19 protein-coding genes are annotated in these 20,233 nt (G+C 72.8%); 9 read left to right on the plus strand and 10 right to left on the minus strand.

Annotation, left to right across the window (positions count from 1 at the left end; translation table 11 throughout):
- Nucleotides 1-2: 2 nt before the first annotated feature.
- The 5 genes from ACQP1V_RS23535 to ACQP1V_RS23555 all read left to right on the plus strand — a co-directional run bounded on the left by ACQP1V_RS23535 (nt 3) and on the right by ACQP1V_RS23555 (nt 6,949).
- The gene (locus tag ACQP1V_RS23535) at nt 3-2,693 is read left to right on the plus strand and encodes a hypothetical protein (RefSeq protein WP_433411750.1); all 2,691 of its coding nucleotides are present in this window, start codon (nt 3-5) and stop codon (nt 2,691-2,693) included.
- A gap of 26 nt (nt 2,694-2,719) precedes the next feature.
- On the plus strand, nt 2,720-3,703 hold the full coding sequence (locus tag ACQP1V_RS23540; protein ID WP_387414280.1) for a MinD/ParA family ATP-binding protein: 984 nt from the start codon (nt 2,720-2,722) through the stop codon (nt 3,701-3,703).
- Nucleotides 3,703-4,443: a hypothetical protein gene (locus ACQP1V_RS23545; protein WP_387414278.1), complete on the plus strand. Its 741-nt coding sequence runs from the start codon at nt 3,703-3,705 to the stop codon at nt 4,441-4,443. The genes ACQP1V_RS23540 and ACQP1V_RS23545 overlap by 1 nt, the downstream gene beginning before the upstream one ends.
- A 76-nt stretch (nt 4,444-4,519) precedes the next feature.
- A complete protein-coding gene (locus tag ACQP1V_RS23550; RefSeq protein WP_433411753.1) occupies nt 4,520-5,956 on the plus strand; it encodes a hypothetical protein in 1,437 nt (478 codons plus the stop codon).
- 444 nt (nt 5,957-6,400) lie between these two features.
- The gene (locus ACQP1V_RS23555) at nt 6,401-6,949 is read left to right on the plus strand and encodes an RICIN domain-containing protein (protein WP_433411755.1); all 549 of its coding nucleotides are present in this window, start codon (nt 6,401-6,403) and stop codon (nt 6,947-6,949) included.
- Nucleotides 6,950-7,094: 145 nt separating this feature from the next.
- Here the strand turns inward: ACQP1V_RS23555 and thyX are convergent, their stop codons facing one another.
- On the minus strand, nt 7,095-7,877 hold the full coding sequence (gene thyX / locus ACQP1V_RS23560) for an FAD-dependent thymidylate synthase (RefSeq protein WP_432861045.1): 783 nt from the start codon (nt 7,875-7,877) through the stop codon (nt 7,095-7,097).
- Between the two features lie 128 nt (nt 7,878-8,005).
- Here thyX and ACQP1V_RS23565 point away from each other — a divergent pair, with 128 nt between their 5' ends.
- The gene (locus ACQP1V_RS23565) at nt 8,006-8,401 is read left to right on the plus strand and encodes a VOC family protein (protein ID WP_387414270.1); all 396 of its coding nucleotides are present in this window, start codon (nt 8,006-8,008) and stop codon (nt 8,399-8,401) included.
- A 4-nt stretch (nt 8,402-8,405) separates the two neighbouring features.
- On the opposite strand, the gene ACQP1V_RS23570 is transcribed toward ACQP1V_RS23565, so the two are convergent.
- Together ACQP1V_RS23570 and ACQP1V_RS23575 are read right to left on the minus strand one after the other, a co-directional pair.
- A complete protein-coding gene (locus tag ACQP1V_RS23570) occupies nt 8,406-9,251 on the minus strand; it encodes a glycosyltransferase family 2 protein (RefSeq protein WP_433411757.1) in 846 nt (281 codons plus the stop codon).
- 7 nt (nt 9,252-9,258) lie between these two features.
- The gene (locus tag ACQP1V_RS23575) at nt 9,259-10,275 is read right to left on the minus strand and encodes a sigma-70 family RNA polymerase sigma factor (protein ID WP_433411759.1); all 1,017 of its coding nucleotides are present in this window, start codon (nt 10,273-10,275) and stop codon (nt 9,259-9,261) included.
- Between the two features lie 191 nt (nt 10,276-10,466).
- Between ACQP1V_RS23575 and ACQP1V_RS23580 the strand changes: the two genes are divergently transcribed.
- From ACQP1V_RS23580 to trxA, 3 genes are all read left to right on the plus strand, one after another.
- Nucleotides 10,467-10,715 carry a hypothetical protein gene (locus tag ACQP1V_RS23580; RefSeq protein WP_433411762.1) on the plus strand — a complete coding sequence of 83 codons (249 nt, stop codon included), beginning with the start codon at nt 10,467-10,469 and terminating at the stop codon, nt 10,713-10,715.
- Nucleotides 10,716-10,814: 99 nt separating this feature from the next.
- A complete protein-coding gene (locus ACQP1V_RS23585) occupies nt 10,815-11,279 on the plus strand; it encodes a hypothetical protein (RefSeq protein WP_433411764.1) in 465 nt (154 codons plus the stop codon).
- A 93-nt stretch (nt 11,280-11,372) separates the two neighbouring features.
- Nucleotides 11,373-11,816, plus strand: coding sequence for a thioredoxin (gene trxA / locus ACQP1V_RS23590; RefSeq protein ID WP_433411766.1), 444 nt, complete (start codon nt 11,373-11,375; stop codon nt 11,814-11,816).
- Between the two features lie 73 nt (nt 11,817-11,889).
- Here the strand turns inward: trxA and ACQP1V_RS23595 are convergent, their stop codons facing one another.
- From ACQP1V_RS23595 to ACQP1V_RS23625, 7 genes are all read right to left on the minus strand, one after another.
- Nucleotides 11,890-13,752 carry a cytochrome P450 gene (locus ACQP1V_RS23595; RefSeq protein WP_433411768.1) on the minus strand — a complete coding sequence of 621 codons (1,863 nt, stop codon included), beginning with the start codon at nt 13,750-13,752 and terminating at the stop codon, nt 11,890-11,892.
- 67 nt (nt 13,753-13,819) lie between these two features.
- Nucleotides 13,820-15,031, minus strand: a complete 1,212-nt coding sequence (locus ACQP1V_RS23600) for a Dyp-type peroxidase (RefSeq protein WP_433411770.1) — start codon at nt 15,029-15,031, stop codon at nt 13,820-13,822.
- A gap of 5 nt (nt 15,032-15,036) precedes the next feature.
- Nucleotides 15,037-15,645 (minus strand): copper chaperone PCu(A)C, encoded by a 609-nt coding sequence (locus ACQP1V_RS23605; protein WP_387414256.1) that lies wholly within the window; start codon nt 15,643-15,645, stop codon nt 15,037-15,039.
- A gap of 453 nt (nt 15,646-16,098) precedes the next feature.
- Nucleotides 16,099-16,683, minus strand: a complete 585-nt coding sequence (locus tag ACQP1V_RS23610; RefSeq protein WP_433411772.1) for an MFS transporter — start codon at nt 16,681-16,683, stop codon at nt 16,099-16,101.
- Between the two features lie 71 nt (nt 16,684-16,754).
- Nucleotides 16,755-18,047 carry an ArsB/NhaD family transporter gene (locus ACQP1V_RS23615; RefSeq protein ID WP_433411775.1) on the minus strand — a complete coding sequence of 431 codons (1,293 nt, stop codon included), beginning with the start codon at nt 18,045-18,047 and terminating at the stop codon, nt 16,755-16,757.
- Nucleotides 18,044-18,487 (minus strand): CBS domain-containing protein, encoded by a 444-nt coding sequence (locus ACQP1V_RS23620; RefSeq protein WP_433411777.1) that lies wholly within the window; start codon nt 18,485-18,487, stop codon nt 18,044-18,046. Before ACQP1V_RS23620 ends, ACQP1V_RS23615 begins: the two co-directional genes overlap by 4 nt.
- 138 nt (nt 18,488-18,625) lie before the next feature.
- Nucleotides 18,626-19,672 (minus strand): PP2C family protein-serine/threonine phosphatase, encoded by a 1,047-nt coding sequence (locus tag ACQP1V_RS23625; protein ID WP_433411779.1) that lies wholly within the window; start codon nt 19,670-19,672, stop codon nt 18,626-18,628.
- Nucleotides 19,673-20,233: the final 561 nt, after the last annotated feature.

Genomic DNA, 20,233 nt, shown 5'->3' on the forward strand with positions numbered 1-20,233 from the left:
CCATGCCCCGATGGGTCGACGACCACGGCGCGCACCTGCTGGACTACGCCGCGGGCCTGGTCGGACCGGCCAGGGCGCCGGAGGTGGTCGCCGCCGTCCTGGCCGCCTGCCGCGCGCAGGGGGAGCCGCCCGACGGCGTCTCCCCCGCCGCCTGGCTGCTCGGGTCGGTACGGCAGCGCTGCCACGCCGACCCCGGGCATCGGGCGGGATACACGCCGGAGCCGGCGCTGGGACCGGGGGTTCCCGACCCCCGGTCCGTCGAGCGCGCCTGGACGCTCGCCGATCCGCTGGGCACCGAGGCGCTCCGGCTGATGTACCGGCACGAGCTGGCGCTCCCGGACGTCGCGCACGTGCTGGATCTGTCCGTGGAGGACGCCGGGCGGCTCACCACGCGCACCCAGGACCTGGTCGAGATCATGGTGAGCGCGATGGACGCGCTCAGCCACGGCCGGCCGGCCTGCCGCGAGCTCGCTCCGCTGCTGGACGTGCTGTTTCCCGATCCGCCGGCCGCGCCGGCGCCGGAGGAGTTCGCCGACGGGCGCCTGGCGCTGACCGCGCACATCGTCGGCTGCGCGGTGTGCAAGCGGCCGATCAACATCCGCTACACCGTCCCGCAGATGACCTCGCATCCGGCGCTCCAGCGTCTTACGGACGAGTCGAGGAGGCTCCTGGAGGGGGCCCCGTCCTCTCCCCCTTCCGACTCTGCTCCCCCCTGGGGTTTTTCTAGCCATAAGTCGGCTTCCGCCGTTGACTCCTGGGCCTCGTCCGGGCTGGAGCGGTTCGGCTCGGGTTCGGGCTCGGGGGCCGGAGAGCCTGGCGGGCGCGAGGTCCAGGTTCCCCGGCCGCGCCGTCCCTCCGTCTTTCCGGGAGCGGGGACGAGCGACACGTCCCCGCCGCCCTACGCGCCTCCGTCGGGTGACGATGCTCCCTGGTCGTTGCACGCGGCTCCGGGCGATCTCGGCGCTCCTCTGCCTCCGATCGTGCTCGGCGGGCGGCACGAGAAGTCGGCCACCGGTCCGGCGGACGCGCCCGCTCCCGGTGAGGACGCCGCCGCCCGCACCGGGGACACGACCGCGGACGCGGATCCCGCCACGCCCGACCACCCCGCTCCGGACCGGCCCGCCGACACGCGCGACCTTCCGGACGGCTCGGCGACCGAGGTCATCGTCTGGGTGATCGACGACATGACCGGCGGCGTGGCCGACGGCGGTGACACCCACGCGGCGCCCCGAGCGTCCGCTTCGGAACGAGACGATCACCACGCCGCCGGGGACCAACCGCACGGCGGCGACATCACGGATCACGGCGACCACCCTCCCGGAGCCCCGCACGCGGGCCGCCGTACCGCTCCGAGCCGCCGCCACCCCTATCGGGACGCGGCCGAGGTCTCCGCCGACGAACCCGGCCAGGCCACGGACGGCACGGCGGGCGCGGCAGCGGGCACCGCCGAGGCCGGCACCGGCGACGCCGATGCGGAGGTGAACGCGGACGGTTCCGGCGAGTCCGGCCATCCTGACGGGGACATCGACGCGGACGGTTCCGGTCGTCCCGGCGTGGGCGAGGACGGCTCCGGGGAGTCTCGGCGGGGTTCGGCCGGCTCGCCCGCCGAACCGGAGTCGCCGGGACAGCACTCCCCCCTGCCGCTGCCGTCCGCGCCGGAGCCCGCCGCGGCGGAATCGGACGGACCCGGGTACGACACACCCCTGTACAACGCGCTGCGGACGCAGGCGTGGGCCCGCGAGGTCCTGGCGCGAGCGGCGGAGACGACGGCCGCGACCCAGCCGATCCCCATCACTCCGGCGGCGCCCCCGGCCACGCCCGGCACGCCGCCGACCGGCCCGGCGGGGACGCCCCCGAAGCCCGCGCGACCCGCCACCCCGCGGCCCAAACCGCGGCCCGCACCGTCACCCGCGTCCCCACCGTCACCCACACCGGTGTCCGCGCCGTCATCCGTTCCGCCTTCCGTGCCGTCTTCCGTGCCGGCGGCCGGGTCGTCCGCACTGCCCCTGTCCGCGCCGCTGCCCTCCCCCCTGCCGGCCGAACTCACCGGCCCGCTGCCGGCCGTACTGACCGAGCCGGAGGACGAGCGGCCCGGCCGGACGAGGGACCGGAGGCCGGGAGGCGCGCGGCGCCGGCCACTCTCGGACGAGCCGACCCGGCCGGTTCCGGTGCTGTCCAGGGAACGGCCGATCGCCAGGAACACGTCACTGAAGATCGCGGTCATCGTCCTCGCCGGGGCCGCCGGCACCGTGACAGGGATCAAGATCCTCGGCCCGGCGCTCGACGGCGAGGCGCCCGCGCGCTCCCTCCAGTCCGTCGCGGTCGAGACGGCGCGGAGCGATCCGAGCGCCCAGGGGATCTTCGACGACCCCGGCCCCGCGGACGACCAGAGCCTGGGCAACGGACCGCTGCGGATACCGGCGACCGTGACGCTCGACGAGTTCGGCCGGGGCACGATGACGCTCACCGTCTCGGAGGGCGCCGAGGGATCGATCAGCTGGCGGATCTCCGCCCCCGGGCTGGTGGTGACGCCCTCCAAGGGCACCCTGAAGCGCGGCGGAAGCGGCGTCGTCAGCGTGCGCGCGCTGCGGGTCCGTTACTGGTGCGGCGATCCGGAGGCGGTGACCGCGCCGCTCACCGTCCACGGCCCGTCCGAGTCGATCACCACGACGGTGCGCTGGCGCACCTGCTGACTGCTCACGTTCGAAAGGACCGTGCCTTGACAGAGATCCATACCTCGGCCGACGCCCCGGCCGAGCACGTTCCCGAGACGGTCCCGCTCACGGCGGAACATCTCCTCACCAACCGGCGTCCCGAGCCGTCCGGCGGGTGGCGGCGGATCGTGTGGCGTCTCTCCGGCCGCAGGTACATCCCGTCGGAGTCCGCGGCGGAGCGTGAGCGGCGCACGCTGATCGCGCAGGCGCAGACGCCCGTGGCGAGCGGCCACCACCGCATCGCCGTCATGAGCCTCAAGGGCGGTGTCGGCAAGACCACGACGACGGCCGCGCTCGGCAACACGCTGGCCTCGCTGCGCGGGGACCGGGTGATCGCCATCGACGCGAACCCGGACCGGGGGACGCTCGGCCTCAAGGTCAAGTCCGAGACGGCCGCGACCATCCGGACGCTGCTCGCCGAGGCGGACCACATCATGCGGTACGCGGACGCGCGGGCGTTCACGTCGCAGTCCCCGGCCCGGCTCGAGGTGCTGGCCTCCGACACCGATCCGGCGGTGAGCGAGGCGTTCAACGCGGACGACTACCGGAAGGTGGCCGGGCTGATCGAGCGCTACTACTCGATCTGCATCACCGACTGCGGGACAGGGCTGCTCCACGGGGCGATGCGCGCCACCCTCGAACTGGCCGACCAGATCGTGCTGGTCAGCCTGCCGGCGGTGGACGGGGCGAACTCCGCCGCCGCGACCCTCGACTGGCTCACCGCCCACGGGTACGCGGACCTGGTCAAGAGCGCGATCGTCGTGCTCAACTCGGTGGAGAGCAAGTCCGACGTCGACCTCGACCTGCTTGAGCGCCACTTCCGGGCGCGCTGCCGGACCGTGATCCGCGTGCCGTACGACCCGCATCTCAAGGAGGGCGCGGAGGTGGACCTGCTGCGGCTGCGGCCCACCACCCGCGGCGCCTACCTGCGGCTCGCGGCCGCCGTGGGGCACTCCTTCGGCCTGCGGCCGGATCGGACGGGACGCTAGTGCCGCCGGTCGTCGAGGATCCCGCCCTCGACTGGGACCTCCGGCCGCCGCGCCGGATCCGCACCGCCCTGGTCGTCGTCGTGGCGGTCGTCGTCGTGGTGGCGATCGTCCTCATCGTCGGGATGTGGCGGGTCGTGGGGGCGGCGTCCACCACCCCCACGCCGAGCCCGGCGCCGTCGTCGGTCGCGCTGGCGCAGCCCATGGCGTACGAGGGGAACGGCGGCTATCCCATCGGGTTCCCCCACACGGAGCTGGGCGCGGTCTCCGCCGCGGCGGCGGCCCTGGAGGCGGCCTGGACGTTGGACGGCGAGCAGGCCGAGCAGGCCGCGATGCTGTACGCGCCCCCGGAGCAGCGCAAGGCCGCGAGCGACGGCGCCCGGGCCGCCGTCAGCGGATGGCGCGAGACGCTCGGCCTGCCCAAGGAGGGCAAGCTGCCCGAGGGCGCCTCGCTCCGCACACAGACGATCGGGGTGCAGTGGCGGCCGCGCGCCCAGGACCAAGTCGAGGTGTCCGTGCTCGTGCAGGTCACGGCCACGACCGGTGGCGATGACAACGGCCCGACGTACTCCAGTCCGTACGCGATGACCCTGCTCATGGTCTGGTATCCCGGCGTGCGCGGCGAGAACCAGGGCGATTGGGTCAACATCCCCGATCCCACGCCTCCCACCGTGCCGCAGGCGGCCCTCCCGGGTACCCCCGAGTTCGCCGCCGCCGGCTGGAAACCCCTTAAAACCGCCTAGAACGAGGAATCCCCCCATGTCCCCTCGTAACTCCTCCCGGCGTGCCGGTTTGCTCTCGAATCTCCTCCTGGTCAGCGTGTCCGCGACGACGGGCGCGATCGTCGCGCAACCCTTCGCGGCGGGTGCCGATCCCACCGTGGACGTCTCCGTGCCCGTCGACGCGCCCCCCGACGCCTCCGGCGGCTCTTCCGGCGGTTCCGCCGCCGCCGACCCGGGCGCGTCGGACTCGTCGAGTACGCGCTCCGGCACGCGGGACTCCTCCGTCAGCGACTCGGCCGCCACCGGGTCGGGCGGGTCCGGATCGAGCGGGTCCGGGGCCGCGGACGCCTCGTCCGGCGGTTCGGACTCCCGTGCGCCCGGCACGGTCGCGCCGGGAGACCCCGCATCGGCCTCGGGAGGCTCCGCCTCGACGGCCGACGGCTCCGTGCGGCGCACCCGCGCATCCGGCTCCGACACCACGACCGATGTCTCGGCCACCGACACCAGTTCCTCCGGCGGCGCTTCCTCCGACAGCGTCCGGTCGGCCGCGAGCGACACCGCCTCATCCGGCACGAGCTCAGGGACGTCCGGCACGAGGTCGGGGACGTCCGGCACGGGCTCAAGATCGTCCACATCGAGCACAGACTCGACGGGGAGCTCCGGCGGGGACGCGACGGGACGCACCTCCCGTGCGTTGAAGAGCACCGACCAGGACACCCGCACCACGGTGGCCCAATCCACGCCGAAGGCGTCGGGCGCCTCCACCCGTGAGACGGACCCGGCGACCCCGGCGGCCACGCCCACCGTCGAGCCCACCTCCACTCCCACCGTCACGCCGACCGGAGAAGACGGCGGGAAGCCCACCCCGGCCGTGACCCCCACGAAGGGCACGACCCCCGCTCCCAGCGAGACACCCGCGGCGAGCGGATCGCCCGGTTCCTCACCGCAGCCGAGCCCGACCACAAGTCCGAGCCCGAGTCCGTCGAAGAGCACCGTCCCGAGCCCGACGCCCTCGCCGAGCGCCGACAAGCCGGGCGGCTCAGGCGGCGGGCCGAAGCCGACGGTCACCCCCTCCGGTGTGCCCCGGCCCACGCTGCCGATGCCGACCGCCACGGCGAACCCGGCGAAGGATGAGCCGACCTCGTCCCCCGACCCCGCGGGCGACCTCGAAGGCAGGACGGGGGACACCACCGGAGATACGCTCACCCTGCCGGTCATCGAGACGCACGTGCCCGAGTCGCACCCGCGCCTGGTGCCGCTGCCGCCGCTGGCCATCTCGTTCGCCGAGTCCTGCCGTTCCGTGACGGACGCGTCGTGCTGGAGCCTCGCCCCGTGGCGCGGCCGTACGAGTGACCAGCCGTCAGCGGGGCTCGTGGGGGTGACGCCGTCGGCGGCGCCGCGTTGGGCCTTCGCACCGCCGCCCACCCGGATCGCCCCCGCCCGGGTCGCGCCGGTCTCCTGGGTGCCGACGCCGGCCAGATCGGGGTGCTGGATCTTCAGCCCCTCCGCCGCCTGCGCCCGGCCGCAGCGGTAGCGGCGACACGGCGCCGAGAAGCGCGCAGAGGAGCCGGTCCCGCCGATCCCATGTCCAAGGTTTCGGCGGGACCCGCCCCGCGCGGCTGTCCGCCCACGACCGCATCACGCTCCGCGACCCGCAGGCGGCGGCCCCGATCAGCTCTCCACGGCGGCGGGCGCGGACGACGCCGCACCATGTGCTCGGCCCCCGTGACCGACGTTGTGCCTGGTAGTCCAGCCACATCTCCGAGTTGCCGGGTTTCATCAGTTGTTCGCATATCTCAGAGCCGATGCGATCTATGGACGCATTTGGCGCGATCGCGACGCTCCTTCGCATCACGAAGTCATCACACTGCGAATACGGTCCGTGTCATTACTCTCCGCATTCATTTATGTGCTGTAAGTAATTGACCGAGGCGGCGTAGACATACCGTCTCACCGGCAACCGAAGATCGGAGACTTCATGCGACTAGCCGTACCCACGACCGTCCGACGCTCCAGGGCTGCCACTCTCGCAGCGCTGACCGCTTTCGCGCTGACGGCCGCCGGTGGCACCGCCCTGGCCGCAACCTCGACCGGGCAGGCCGCCGCACACGCGGGACGGGTGGCCACCGGCTTCTGCCTGAACAGCAGCAGCAGAGCCGGCTTCCAGATGAAGGTGCCCGCCTACCTCTGGGGCGACTGCACCAACCCCTCCTCCAACCTGAGGTGGGTCATCCAGAACGGCCAGATCAAGAACGTCGCCACGGGCTACTGCCTCGACAGCGGCGGAGACAACTCCCAGATGAAGGTGCCCGCCTACCTCTGGCGCGACTGCACCAACCCCTCCCCGAACCTGAGGTGGGTCATCCAGAACGGCCAGATCAAGAACGTCGCCACGGGCTACTGCCTCGACAGCGGCGGAGACAACTCAAAGATCAAGGCGCCCGTCTACCTCTGGCGCGACTGCACCAACCCCTCCTCCAACCTGAGGTGGAGCCTCCAGAACGGCCAGATCAAGAACATAGGCTGACATAGCCGGTTGGCCCGGATCGCGGCGAAAGAGCGATCCGGGCCAACCGTCAGCGCGACCTCACGGCCCCACATCCCCACACGGCCGGCCGTGGCGGCCCCGCGGGGACGTGCCGCCCTTCCGGGCGTTCTTTTCCCGGAGTGGGTCAGACCTTCCGCCAGCCGGGGACCCAGGCGCCGTCCTCGACGACGTAGTCACCGAACAGGGCGGGGGCCTCCTCCTTCATGATCTCGCCGATGCGGCCGAAGATGAGGCGGATCTCCTCCTCCGCCCCGGCGGCCGTACGCGCCTCGATCGTGTGGCGCAGGGTGCGGACGTTGGCGGTCCAGACGAGGCCGGTGGCGACGCCCTCGGGCGCGAACCGGCGCATGAACGAGGTGCGGTGCTTCTTCTCGTGGAAGGGCACCCCCTCGTCGTCCAGGTGGAAGTGCTCGCCCATCCACGTCTGGAACTCTTCGAGCTGGTCGAGCAGGGCCGTGGCGCGCTTCATCAGCTCGGGGTCCTCCTTGGCCCACTCGGGGAACCAGAACGGGATCTCCGACAGCCGGACGTAGCGGAGGGACTCCTGCGAGATGGCGACGCCGGGGCGGTGCCGTACCAGCTCGTGGGTGAACACCCGGCTGACGTTGTGCAGCACGAAGCTGAAGCTGATGTGCTCCAGGACCGAGCCGTGCGCGCTGGCGAGGATGTTGCGCAGGTAGGAGTCCTGGTCTTTCCTGATGCGGGTGACGTTGGGGTTGAGGCCCGGCTCGAAGGACCGGTAGCACAGACGTCCGGCGAACTCGGCGAGGTTCTGCGCGTCGAACTCGCCCCGCTCCAGCCGATCCAGCCAGGTCTCGCCTCCGATCTCCCGCAGGTAGCGGGCGAGCTCGTCGTAGTCCAGCTCGGGCCTGGCGACGAGGAAGACCTCCGGTTCGACGCTGCGCATGCTTGATCCTCAGGTATCGGTGGATGTGCCGGTCCAAGCAAACCAGCCTTCTGGCCTGGGACGAAACCGGGGACCCCCGACAGGGGCCGGAGCTGTGGCAGGCCGTGCTCACGGGAACGATGGGTCGCATGGAAGTGCTGAGCAGCCGGGTGCTGATCCGCCCCCGCGACCTCGAGGCGAGCCATCGCTTCTACGGCGAGGTGCTGGGGCTGGCCGTCTATCGCGAGTTCGGGCCGCCGGAGGCCCGGGGCGTCGTCTTCTTCCTCGGGCAGGGCCTCCTTGAAGTGTCCGGCCGCCGCGCGGCTTCCGCCGAGGCGGACCGGGCCCCCGTGGAGCTCTGGTTCCAGGTGCGGGACGTGCGCGCGGAGCACGTCCGGCTGCGGGAGGCGGGCGTCACTGTGTTGCGGCCGCCGCGCACGGAGCCGTGGGGGCTCGTCGAGATGTGGATCGAGGACCCGGACGGCGTGCGGATCGTGCTGGTCGAGGTTCCACGCGATCATCCGCTGCGGCGGGACGTCAGGTGACCGGTCACGGGTCGAGCAGGCTCCGCGCCGCCTCCACGGGCGGCGGGAGGCGACGGCGCAGCAGCAGCACCGACGGCAGCCTGCGGGCGGCGTCCCGCAGGCCTCTCCGCCCGGCCGGGCCCGCGCGCAGGGCGGCCAGCGCCCCGATGGCGACCACCCGCCAGGGGCGGCGCAGCACGGCGGTGAGCAGCGCGTTCCGTACGGCGAGCGCCTGCCGGCCACGCGGGTCCCCGGACGGGGACGGGTGATGGTGGGCGACAACGTCCTCAACGTAGGCGAGGCCCCATCCGGCGGCGGCCAGGTCGACCGCCAGGCGCTCCTCTTCCCCGACGAAGAAGACGACGTCGTCGAATCCTCCGGCCGCGAGATAGGCGTCGCGGCGCACGACCGCGCCGCGGGCCAGGAAGCCGAGGACGCTCGGCCCGGGCAGGTCGGGCTCCAGGCCGAGGCGCCCGGCCGCCATTTCTTCACAAATGGGGTCAAGCTGCCCGTCCTCCCCCACCAGGACCCGCCCGGCCAGTACGGCGAGGCGCGGATGGGCGTCCATGATCTCGGCCGCCCGGTCGAGCGCGCCGGGAGCCCACCAGGAGTCGTCGTCGGCGAAGGCGACGTAGGGGGTGCGCGCCCGCAGCACGCCGACGTTCCTGGCCGGGGCGCCCAGGTTCCGCCCCGCCTCGACCACCTCGACCCGCGGGAACCGCTCCCGTACGAACCGGGGGGAGCCGTCCGTCGAGCCGTTGTCCACGAGGATCACGTGCGCCTCGTGGCGGGGCAGCGAGCGGGCGAGGTCGGCGCGTCGGTCGCGGGTGGCGACCACCACGGTGACGCGTGCGCACGGCGGCGCGGACACCCCGCGCTCAGCCCGTCCAGGACAGGAGCGGCTCGATGTGCTCCGGCTGGCGGAGCGACCGCAGGGCCTGCCGTTCGAGCTGGCGGATCCGCTCGCGGGTGAGCCCGAGCCGGTCGCCGATCTCCTGGTAGGTGTGCGTCTTCCCGTCGCCGAGGCCGTACCGGAGGGTGACGATGTACGCCTCGCGGTCCGGCAGCGTGTCGACGAGGGAGCGGAGCTGCTCGGCCAGCACCCGGCACTCCAGCACCTCCGAGACGGGGACCACCTCGGCGTCGGCGATCAGGTCGCCCATCCTGGTCTCGCCGTCATCACCCACCACCATGTCGAGGCTGACCGTGTCGTGGGCGAGGCGGCGCAGCTCGGCGAGCGCCTCGACGGACTGCCCGGACGCCGCGGCGATCTCCTCCTCGGTGGGCTCGTGCCCCAGATGGCGTTCGAGGTGGCGCTCGGCCCTGGTCACCTTGGAGAGCTGTTCGAGGATGTGCACCGGCAGCCGCACCGTCCGGCTCTTGTCGGCCAGGCCGCGTTCGATGGCCTGGCGGATCCACCACATGGCGTACGTCGAGAACTTGAAGCCCTTGGCGTAGTCGAACTTCTCGACCGCCCTGATCAGGCCCAGATTGCCCTCCTGGATCACGTCCAGGAGCGGCCAGCCGCGATGGCCGTACTTCTTCGCCGCGGCGACGACCAGCCGGAGGTTGGCGCGGAGCATGTGGTCCTTGGCGGCCTCGCCGTCCTGGACGATCTCCCGCAGCTCCTCCAGCCGGGCCCGCTCGCCCTCGGCACGTCTCTGGTCGGGGACCCGCGGGCCCTCGTGCCCTCGATCTTCCGGATCACCGGCGCCCATCTCCTCAAGCAGATGCCGCGCGTACAGCCCCGCCTCGATGCGCCGGGCGAGGTTCACCTCGTCCTGGGCGCTGAGCAGTGGCGTCCTGCCGATCTGCCTCAGGTACTGGCCGAGCAGGTCCTGCTCGTCGTAGGGCTCGTACGGCTCCGCGCGGCCGGTGCCCGCATGTCCGCGCATCCTGGTCACCTCTTCACCACCGAGGCGTCCTTCCCAGGAGGCTCTCCCGGGTTCCTCCCGGCCTCGCCTACCCAGGGCCCTCCCGGCCATTCTCCTCCGGCGGGTTTCGCCCGGCACGGCCGGGTAGCGGACCGCTGGCAGGCAGGACGGCCGCCTCCGGGCGGCGCCGGGGACGGAGAGGGAGGATCGCCATGGCCTTCATCGATCGGGAGTGCGTCCGGCAGCTGATCGAGGCGCCGGATCCGGACGCGGCGCTGGTGTTCGTCCGCGGCGACTGCGTGGTCCTCCCGGCCGCGGAGATCGACGACGCACACCAGGGGCTGGTCATCATCCGCCGCAGGGACCTGACCGCGCAGCTGCACGGGGACACGATCACCGATCAGCAGCTCGACCTGCTGGCGGACCGTCTCGACAACGTCGTCCACGATATGGGGGCGTGATCGACGGCCGCCGGACACCGGCGTGCAGTGGGGGATCAAGAGAATTGAAAGCGGTCCGTTCCAGACTGCGGGCAACCGCAGCGCGAAAGGACCCCTGCCATGAAGCTCACCCGCACTCTCACCGGTCTGGCCCTGACCACCGCCTTCCTCGTCGGCGTGCCGCTCGCCGCCCAGGCCGCGTCCGGCACCTCGTGGGGTCCGTACGCCGCCCCGGGCGGCAAGGCGAAGGCGGTCGGCACCCTGCAGGCCGAGGACGAGGACCACGCCGACATCCCCACGGCCGGCCTCGTCCGGATCTCCGGCAAGGTGTACAACCTGACCAGGTCGTCCGCGACCTGCGGCTGGGCGGTCTTCCGCATCACGTACCGCGACGCGGAGGGCGGCCTGCCCTTCGTCCACCGCAGCTTCCGCGACTGCACGTACGGGAGGCCGCTGGCGTTCTCGTTCACCCGGCGGGACGTCTACCAGGTCGAGCTGAAGGTCTGCGCCGAGGGCAAGAAGAAGCAGCCGTCCCTCACCTGCCTCTACGCGGGGACCTGGAAGACGCTCTACCTGTCGAAGTGACCACGCCGGCCCGGCGAACAGGCACGGTTTATCCGTTCCGGTGGCGGGTAGGCGGGCTGGACCAGTAGGGACGAGCATCCGGAGGCACGGCGAATGTCCTCCCAGATCACGGAATCGGGCGTGGTGCAGTGCGTGCACTGCGAGCGGAAGAACCGGCTGCCCAGCGCCTCCTCGGGGGTCCCGCGCTGCGGCCACTGCCACGAGCCCCTGCCCTGGGTCACCGACGCGGGGGACGACGACTTCGCCGAGATCGCCGAAGCCGCGCAGATCCCCGTCGTGGTCGACTTCTGGGCCGGGTGGTGCGCGCCGTGCCGCATGGTGACCCCGGCGCTCGAACGGCTCGCGGAGGAGTTCGCCGGACGGCTCAAGCTCGTGAAGGTGAACGTCGACCAGGCGCACCGCCTGTCCGAGCGCTTCGGCGTCCATGCCATCCCGACCCTCGTCGTGATGAAGCAGGGGCAGGTCGTCAGCCGGCAGAGGGGCGCGGCGCCGCCGTCGGAGCTGCGCGAGTGGGTCGGCGACACGCTGGCCCGGTGATCTCGCCGCACCGCCCGTCGCAGAGACGGCCGGGGAGGACGTGCTTCCGGCCGTCGAGCGCGCTCGCGGCCGGTCACCCCTTCAGGAGCGCCTGGACCTCCGCGTAGCCGGGGAGGCCGGCGGCCACCGGGCCGCCCTCCGCGACGGCGAGCGCCGTCGTGACGGCCGCGCCCAGCGCCGCCCGGTACAGCAGGGAGCCGCAACTGATCCGCCGTACGCCCAGCTCGGCCAGCCCGGCCACGGTGTGCCCGGCCGGCAGGAACAGGACGTTGAGCGGCACTCCCGTTCCGCCGGCGAGCGCCCGGATGTGCTCCGCCTCGGCGATACCGGGCACGAAGACGCCGTCGGCCCCCGCCTCCGCGTACGCCCGGCACCTGCGCAGGGCCTCGTCCAGCATCTCGGCCCCGCTCGGCTCCTTCCCCGCGACCTGATCCTCCGGCCGGAGCCGGCTCTCCGCCGTCCCGGCCTCGTCTCCCGTCAAGGTCGTGGCGAGCCAGAACGTGTCCGTACGGGCGTTGACGAACATGCCGGGCACCCGCTCCTTGATCGCCGCCACCGCCTCCTGGACGGCGGCGACCGGGGCGAGGCGGCCGCCGGGCCGTCCGTCCTCCAGGTTCACCCCGACCACGCCGAACGCGGCCAGCTCCGCCGCCAGGTCCGCCACCTGGCCGGGCGTGCCGCCGAACCCGCCTTCGATGTCCACGCTCACCAGGCAGGGCAGCCGTGCCAGCCGCCGGGCCAGCGCGACCGTCTCGTCCCTGGTGGCCCCCTCGCCGTCCGGCTTTCCGGCGACGGCCGCCACGCCGAGACTCGTCGTCCCCACCGCCGTGAACCCGGCCCGGGCCAGCGCCGCCGCCGACGCGTAGTCCCACGCGTTCGGCAGCACCAGGGGCGCCGGTCCGTGGTGCATCTCCCGGAACGCGGCGAAGGCCCGCTCCCCCGGCGTCCCCGTGGTACGGCGGCTGTCCGCGACGGCCTCCAGGACGCCGGCGGCCAGGGAAAGGGCGAGCCGGTCGCCGGGGCAGGGGCGGAGCCCGTGCCCGAAGGTGAGATGAGCCGCGCCCGGAGGCCTCGTGGAGGACACCGCGGCGTCCCGGCCGGCGGCGGGCACGTCGATCACGACCGCCGTGCCCGCCTCGACGACGACGTCACCCAGCGTCACCCGCTCCGTGGCCACCCGGCGCAGCACCTTCAGCGGCGGGTCGAGCCGCAGCGTCTCCTCCAGCAGCTCGTCGATCGCGGCCGGATCGGGCCGGCCGGTCAGGCTCCGGGCGGCGTTGCGGATCAGACCGGCGGTGGAGTCGCACGCCTGGACCAGCAGCATTACCGTGGCGGCGAGCGTTCCGGCCTCCGGCCCCGCGAGGGGCGCGGCGGTGTCTGGCCTGAGGAACGAGTGGGCTGAGGAATCGCCTGAGGGCGCCCCGAGCCCGCGCGAGCGGAGCGAGCGCAACAGACACAGCAGCCGGTCCAGGGCCGCGTCCGCCGGGGCGTCCGGCCCGGTCCCGGGGAAGTACGCGTCGGCGATCACACCGACGAGGTCGGCCACCTCGTCCGGATCGCTCCCCGAGTCGTCGCACAGCACGTCCGCCAGCACGGCCACGGGGATCCGCCTGGCGACCGCGTCAAACGGCACGCCGTCCCGCAGCGCCGTACCCGCCCGCCGCCGCGCCGCCTCGCGCAGGCGTACGGGATCGAGCGGTGTGAGCGCCGCGACGGCGGCGCGGCGGCCCTCGGCGTGCCTGCGGCCGTTGGCGAAGCGGCTGACCGCGCCGCGCAGCCACCCCATGCCGGTCTCGATGCCCGTCTCGATACCCGTCCCGCCGGGCGGCGCGTCCGGGACCGCGAAGCGGTCGTCGGAGAGCACCGCGCACGCGTCCGCGTACCGGCTGATGACCCACTGCCCGCCCTCGAACCGGGGCGACGTCGCTGCTGCCATGCCTTAGACGCTAGGCCCGGGACGTTTCGTCAGCGGCCGAAACGTCCCGGGAGGGGGACGGACGGCGTCAGCCGAGCAACGTGTCTCCGACCCAGCCGTTGGGGGCGCAGCCGGGCGGGATCGCGAAGACGGCGGAGCCGATCGGAACCGTCCACTCGTTCAGCAGGTCGACCTCCGCGAGGTTCCGCTGCACGGGGACGAACTGGCGGTCGATGTCGGCCTGGTACGACGCGAACAGCAGCCCGGAGGAGGATTTGCCGTCCGCGGTGACGCCTTCGTCGTAGTTGTACGGCCGCCGGAAGATCCGCTGGCCCGGGTCCTGGACGCGCGCCCGCCTGATGTGGGCGTACTCGGAGATGACGGGGAACCCGGCGGGGCCGAGCTTCTCGAAGTCCGGTTCGTCATGTTCGGCGCTGCCGGTGATGGGCGCCCCGTTGTCGAGACGGCGTCCCACGCTGAACTCTCTGGCGACCCGGTCCGCGGCGTCCCAGGTCTCCAGGTCCATGTGGATGCGCCGCAGCACGAGGGTCGTGCCGCCGCGCAGCCACTCGGGGCCGTCGCTGATCCAGACCGCGCGGTCGAAGTCCACCGTCCCCGGCGCCGGGTTGACGGTCCCGTCGAGCTGGCCCATGAGGTTGCGCTGCGTCGTGCCGGGCTCCTGGACCAGCGGGCTCCTGCGGAACCCCCGCTGGGTCCAGCGCACCTTGGCGAACGCCCGCGCGTCCTTCACGATCATGCGGAGGGCGTGGGAGAGCGTGACGCCGTCGTCGGCGCAGATCTGCACCAGCAGGTCGCCGTCGCTCCACTGTTTCTCCAGCTTGTCGATGGAGAACGCGGGCAGCGCCGCCACCGTCTTGGGCCGCAGGTGCTCGACCCCGGCCGCCGTGAACAACCCGGGGCCGAACCCGAACGTGACGGTCAGCCGGGCCGGGTTGAGCGCGAGCTCCGGTTCGACGTCGGCCAGAGCCGGCCGTCCCTCGGTGAGGCGGCGGGCGTCGTCGGTGAGCAGCCGCATCAGGCGGCCGATCGCCTCCTTGTCCATACCCTTGCGCAGGTCCAGGCCGAGGAAGGCGGCGTACGTCTGCGGGCTCGTCGCGACGCCGCTCTGGTGCGTGCCGTGGAAGGGCTCCACCGCCGTGCCCGCGGAGGCGGGGACGGCGGTCGCCGCCGCGGTGGCGGCCGTGGGGGTTCCGGAGGGCGCGCACGCGGCGAGGGCGCCGACCGCAGTGGCGGCGCCTCCCGCGAGCAGTCCCCTCCGGCTCAGTCGGGGTTCACGCATGTCGATCAGCCGTGGTCCTTGCCGGTCTCACCGCTCGCACCGTGGTCGCCGTCATCCCCGCCGTGGCCGCCGTCGGCGTCGTGGTCCATGCCGGGCTGGTAGTTCTCCTTGCCGCCGGCGAAGTCCTTGCCGATCCCGGTGAACTCCAGCGTCCCGCCGTCCTTGAAGGTGAGCGTGAAGGAGATCTGGTCGCCGGGCTTCACCGGCTTGGTGACGCCCATCATCATGATGTGGTCGGCGCCCGGTTCGAGCAGGTGCGTGCCGTGGGCCGGGATCGTGAAGCCGCCCTCCTTGGGCCGCATGACCATCTTGCCGCCGGAGTCGACGACCTCGTGCAGCTCGACGTCGGGCGAGAGCGGGGAGGTCGCGGACAGCACGGTCACCTCGGTGTCGCCGTTGTTGACCAGGGTGCCGAAGGCCGCGGTCATGCCGGACCCGGTGCTCTTCACCCACGGGTCGGTCACGGAGATCGCGGCCTGGCCGGACGGCGCCGGGGTGGCCGCAGGAGCGGTCTGGGCCGCGGCCTGGGTGTCCGGCTGGGCCGCGGGCTGGGAGCCGCAGGCGCTGACCACGGCGATGAGGACGGCGGCGGGTGCGATGCGACGAAGGAACATGGCAGGTTGCCTTTCTTCGGCCGGGTACGGCGTGCCGGGTGATCCGCGGCTGTGCCGTACCGGTCGGTGGTGGTTGTCGTTGGGAGCAATCCGCGGCAGGGCGGGATCGCGGCAGTCTTCGATTCGGATGGACGGGCCGCTCAGCGCGTCGGCCGCGGTCGACGCGTACGCCGGCGGGACGGCAGAGCGGTCACGACGAGCCGGGACGGGCCGGCACATCGGCGAACGCCGGGAGCGGTTCACACGGACGGAGCCCGCGAGCCAGGCATGACAGGGACCCGGCGCGTACGGGCCGGACCGGCCGTTCGCGAGTCAGGCCGTCCGGGCGACCCGGCGGCACGGCCGGTGCGGGGCACAGGTGCGCACCCGGTCCGATCCGCCGTCGGTCCCAGAAATCGGGCTCACGAGAGCCGCCGTCCGGCGAATCCCGTACGGAAAGTGCGGTGCGGCGCGTCAGCGCGCGGCGGCCGGGAGCGCGGGCGGCCCGCGACGGCTGACCGCGTGCCGCAGCTCCCGGGCGCGGAGGATCTCCGGCTCGGTGGTACGGCAGGCGTGGAAGGGAGCGGGGGCCGGGACGAGCAGGACGTCCAGGAGGAGGCACAGCCGGGCGGCGAACCGCCGCAGCAGCGACCACAGCATGGCCTCGCCGCGCGCGAGCCACAGCGCCGTCAGGCCGACGGCCCACCCGTGGGTGATCAGCATGCCGAGGCCCGGCACCAGCCCGGAGTGGAGGTGCCCGCCCGCCTCGACAAGCGGCGTCGCGTCCCCGAACCCGTCCGTGACGGGCGCGGTGTACCGCAGGCTGAACAGCAGGTGCAGGGCCACCTGGAGGCCGCCGAGGAGAGGAAGGATCACGGCCAGGCCGCGCTCCCTCCCGGTCCAGGGAAGGGCGGCGGCGAACGCGAGCGCGAGCGCGGCGGCGACCCTCGGCCCCGAGAGCGACCCACCGCCGAACAGGTGCGCGATCACGCCCAGCACGACGCACACCACGGCGAAGGCCGTGGTGCGTGCCAGTCGGAAGGGAGTAATCGCGCCCATTTCGCTTTCATCGTCCCACGGGGACCCGCCGGTCTCCCAACCGCTCCCCGAAGATCACCATCCGCCGCGCCTCACATGAGATAGCGGAACCACAGGTAGGGCGTGGAGATCGCGACGGTGACCAGGGTGACGACCAACCCGTACTTGGTGAACTGCCAGAAGCTGATCGGCGTCCGGTTGCGGGCGGCGATGCCGAGGACGACGACGTTGGCGGCCGCGCCCACGGCGGTCGCGTTGCCGCCGAGGTCGGCGCCGAGCGCCAGGGCCCACCACAGCACCTGCGCCACGTCGTTCCCGCCGTTGGCCTGCACGAGGTCGGCCACGATCGGGCTCATCGTCGCGACGTACGGGATGTTGTCCACGACGGCCGACAGCGCCGCGGAGGCCCACAGCAGCAGCATGGTCGCGAACCCGAGATGGCCCTGGGTGGCACCGACCGCCGCCTCGGAGATCTTGCCGATCACGCCGGTATTGACGAGCGCGCCGACCATGACGAACAGCCCGGCGAAGAACACCAGGGTCGGCCACTCGACCTCGCGGATCGCCTCCTCGGTGGTGACCCGGGTGGCGGCGACCAGCACCCCGGCGCCCAGAAGCGCCACCACGGAGGGCTCGTAGTGCAGCACCGGATGCAGTACGAACGCCGCCATCACCACGGCGAGCACCGCGAGGCTCTGCCACAGCAGCCTGCGGTCGGCGATCGCCTCCCGCTCGTTCAACGCCATGATCTCGGCGGCCCGGTCGGGGTCGTAGCGGAACTCCTTCCGGAACATCACCCGGCACAGACCGATGAACACGACCATCAGGACGACGATGAGGGGGGCCAGGTGGACGAGGAAGTCATTGAACGTGAGCCCGCCCCGGCTGGCGATGATGATGTTGGGCGGGTCGCCGACGAGCGTGGCCGTGCCGCCGATGTTGGACGCCATGGCCTCGGCGATGAGGAACGGCGCGACGTTGAGCGCGAGCCGCTCACAGACGAGGAACGTCACCGGGGCGATCAGCAGCACGGTCGTGACGTTGTCCAGCAGCGCGGACGCGCCCGCGGTGATCACCACGAGCAGCACCAGCAGCCGGAACGGGCGGCCCCGCGCCCGCTTCGCGGCCCAGATCGCCAGGTATTCGAAGACGCCCGTCTGCTTGAGCACGCCGACGATGACCATCATGCCGAACAGCAGGAAGATGACGTTCCAGTCGATCCCGGTGTGCTCGGAGAAGAACGCCGAGGGGGCGGAGGTGGCGTGGATCAGCAGCATGAGCCCGGCACCGCCGAGCGCCGCCGCCACGCGGTGCACCCGCTCCGTCGCGATCAGCGCGTACGTGCAGACGAACGCCACCACCGACAGCCAGGCGGTGACGGTCACGAGGCGAGCACCCGGTCGAGCAGAGCCTGCAGGGTGACCGCTCCGCACAGCCGTCCGTCGCCGACGACCGCGACCAGCGGGCTGCGCGTCCGCGCCATGAGCGAGGCGATCTCCAGCACCGTGGCGTCGGGGTCGGTCACCGGCAGCTCACGCGGGTCCTCCGGCAGGCATTCCCGGACGGTACGGCCGGCGAGCGAGCGGACGAACACGTCGGCGTGCGCCTCGTCCACGACGCGGGCGAGTGCGGGGTCGTCCTGGCAGTAGCGGGGCACGGCCAGCCGCAGCACCTGCGTCCCCGGAAGGACCGTGCGCGGGAGACCGCTGTCATCGACCACGATCAGGCCGGGGAGATCCTGGTCCGCGAGTAACCGCGCGGCCTCCATCATCGGCGTGTCGAGGGTGACCGTCGGGAAGTCGACGGCGAGATCACGAGCTCGCATGGGGGCACTCCAGGGTCGGTGACGGCACTGCCGACCAGACTTCCCGGCTCACCCCGGGGAAACCTATCAAGACCGGGGCGCCGGTGGAAGCGGGGATCCCAGGACGGCGAACGCTCACGGACCCGGGATCCGGCCCGGTCACACTCGGCGGCAGCGCAGCAGCAGCATGGCGGCGTCGTCGTGCAGCGGGGCGTCCACGTGCGCGACGAGGTCGAGCCGCAACGCCTCCAGGGCCGCCTCGGGATCGTCCTCCTTGAGCAGGTGGGCGCGCTCGGCGAGCGGGTAGAAGCGGCGGGCGCGGTCACGCGCCTCGATGACCCCGTCCGTGTAGAGGAGGACCTGGTCGCCCGCCCCGAACGGGATCTCGTAGGGGGACGGCCCGTCCACCGCCAGTATGGCGAGGCCGAGCGGCGGCGCGCAGACGTCCGGCTCGACGAACGCGACCTCGCCGTCGGCCCGCAGGATCAGCGGGGCCGGATGCCCGTAGTTGAGCAGGGTCAGCGTCCCGTCCGGATGGGCCTCGGCGAGTATCGCGGTGACGAAGTCCTCACCGGTCAGCCGCCGGTTGAGCGCCTTCTCCACCCGGGCGCTGACGCCGAGGAGGTCCGGCTCGTCGTGCGCCGCCTCGCGGAACGCGCCGAGGACGAGGGCCGCGGTCTCCACCGCCTCCAGCCCCTTGCCCTGGACGTCGCCGACGATGACCCGGACTCCGCTCGGACCGGTGACGATCTCGTACAGGTCGCCTCCGATGCGGGCCTCGGCCGTCGCGGACGTGTAGGAGACGGCGGCGCGCAGGTGGCCCGCCCGCCGGGGCACCGGACGCAGCAGCACGCGCTGGGCGACCTCGGCGACCGAGCGCACGTTGGCCAGCTCGCGCTCGCGGCGCTGCCGCCCGGCCGTGGCGAGGATGCTGGCGGCGGTCACTCCGCAGATCGAGACGACGCTCAGGTCGCTCTCGGGGGCGCGCAGCAGGTCGTTGTAGGCGGCGAGGAGCAGCGAGAGCACCAGCGCGACGAGGCCGATCAGCACCGTACGGCGGATGCCGCCCACCAGGCTCGCGAACGCCGGGCCGATGGCCAGCAGCGACAGGAACACGTACTGGGACCCGGCGAGGATGTCGGCGGTGGCGATGATGCCCATCATCAGGAAGGGCAGCATCGCCATCAGGGGCTGCGCTCGGCTCACGCGGCCTCCGGGAGCGGGCGTCGTGCGGGACGGATGGCCGCCGGCGTGAATGTCGACCGGCGACTCTGGACGTGCGTCACTGTATGCCTCCGAAATGTCGCCGGGCGCAGTCGCTGCCGGACGAGCCTCCCCCGTGCGCCGCCGTCACCTTAACAAGCGGCGTCGCCCGAGAACAGGCGATACGTCCCCTGGACGCCCAGGTTGGCGGCCAGGACGGGGGAAACGTGCTCACCGGCGCGCCGGTGGCTTCGCCTTCTTCTCCTGGAGCTCGGCATCGCCGATGAGCCCGGCCGAGGGGAGCTCGCCGAGCTCGTGGCGCGGCCGGGGAACCCTGCGTTGCTGTTCGTACCGGATTCGTACGGCCCCCGCTTCAGCGCCATCTAGCCAGGAACCTCGGGCGTTCACGCCCGAGAGGAATGGCTTCCCTCTTCGTGGTTTTGTTGTTACGGTTCGTGTTGCGGTGGCGGGACTGAACGCACCCGGTATGCCGGGGAACGGCTCTCTGGTCTGTTATCGACATCGCAACGCGGCGTGGTTCGCCACGCTGGGCAGTGAGTCACG

Source organism: Microtetraspora malaysiensis, assembly GCF_050947145.1.
In the GTDB taxonomy this organism is placed as follows: Bacteria; Actinomycetota; Actinomycetes; order Streptosporangiales; family Streptosporangiaceae; genus Microtetraspora_A; species Microtetraspora_A malaysiensis.

What these genes read in the sequence shown, in the direction of transcription:
- ACQP1V_RS23535 (WP_433411750.1), top strand. Translation starts at nt 3, where the DNA reads ATGCCCCGATGGGTCGACGACCACGGCGCGCACCTGCTGGACTACGCC.
- ACQP1V_RS23555 (WP_433411755.1), top strand. Translation starts at nt 6,401, where the DNA reads ATGCGACTAGCCGTACCCACGACCGTCCGACGCTCCAGGGCTGCCACT.
- thyX (WP_432861045.1), bottom strand. Translation starts at nt 7,877, where the DNA reads ATGCGCAGCGTCGAACCGGAGGTCTTCCTCGTCGCCAGGCCCGAGCTG.
- ACQP1V_RS23565 (WP_387414270.1), top strand. Translation starts at nt 8,006, where the DNA reads ATGGAAGTGCTGAGCAGCCGGGTGCTGATCCGCCCCCGCGACCTCGAG.
- ACQP1V_RS23575 (WP_433411759.1), bottom strand. Translation starts at nt 10,275, where the DNA reads ATGCGCGGACATGCGGGCACCGGCCGCGCGGAGCCGTACGAGCCCTAC.
- ACQP1V_RS23580 (WP_433411762.1), top strand. Translation starts at nt 10,467, where the DNA reads ATGGCCTTCATCGATCGGGAGTGCGTCCGGCAGCTGATCGAGGCGCCG.
- ACQP1V_RS23585 (WP_433411764.1), top strand. Translation starts at nt 10,815, where the DNA reads ATGAAGCTCACCCGCACTCTCACCGGTCTGGCCCTGACCACCGCCTTC.
- trxA (WP_433411766.1), top strand. Translation starts at nt 11,373, where the DNA reads ATGTCCTCCCAGATCACGGAATCGGGCGTGGTGCAGTGCGTGCACTGC.
- ACQP1V_RS23595 (WP_433411768.1), bottom strand. Translation starts at nt 13,752, where the DNA reads ATGGCAGCAGCGACGTCGCCCCGGTTCGAGGGCGGGCAGTGGGTCATC.
- ACQP1V_RS23600 (WP_433411770.1), bottom strand. Translation starts at nt 15,031, where the DNA reads ATGCGTGAACCCCGACTGAGCCGGAGGGGACTGCTCGCGGGAGGCGCC.
- ACQP1V_RS23605 (WP_387414256.1), bottom strand. Translation starts at nt 15,645, where the DNA reads ATGTTCCTTCGTCGCATCGCACCCGCCGCCGTCCTCATCGCCGTGGTC.
- ACQP1V_RS23610 (WP_433411772.1), bottom strand. Translation starts at nt 16,683, where the DNA reads ATGGGCGCGATTACTCCCTTCCGACTGGCACGCACCACGGCCTTCGCC.
- ACQP1V_RS23620 (WP_433411777.1), bottom strand. Translation starts at nt 18,487, where the DNA reads ATGCGAGCTCGTGATCTCGCCGTCGACTTCCCGACGGTCACCCTCGAC.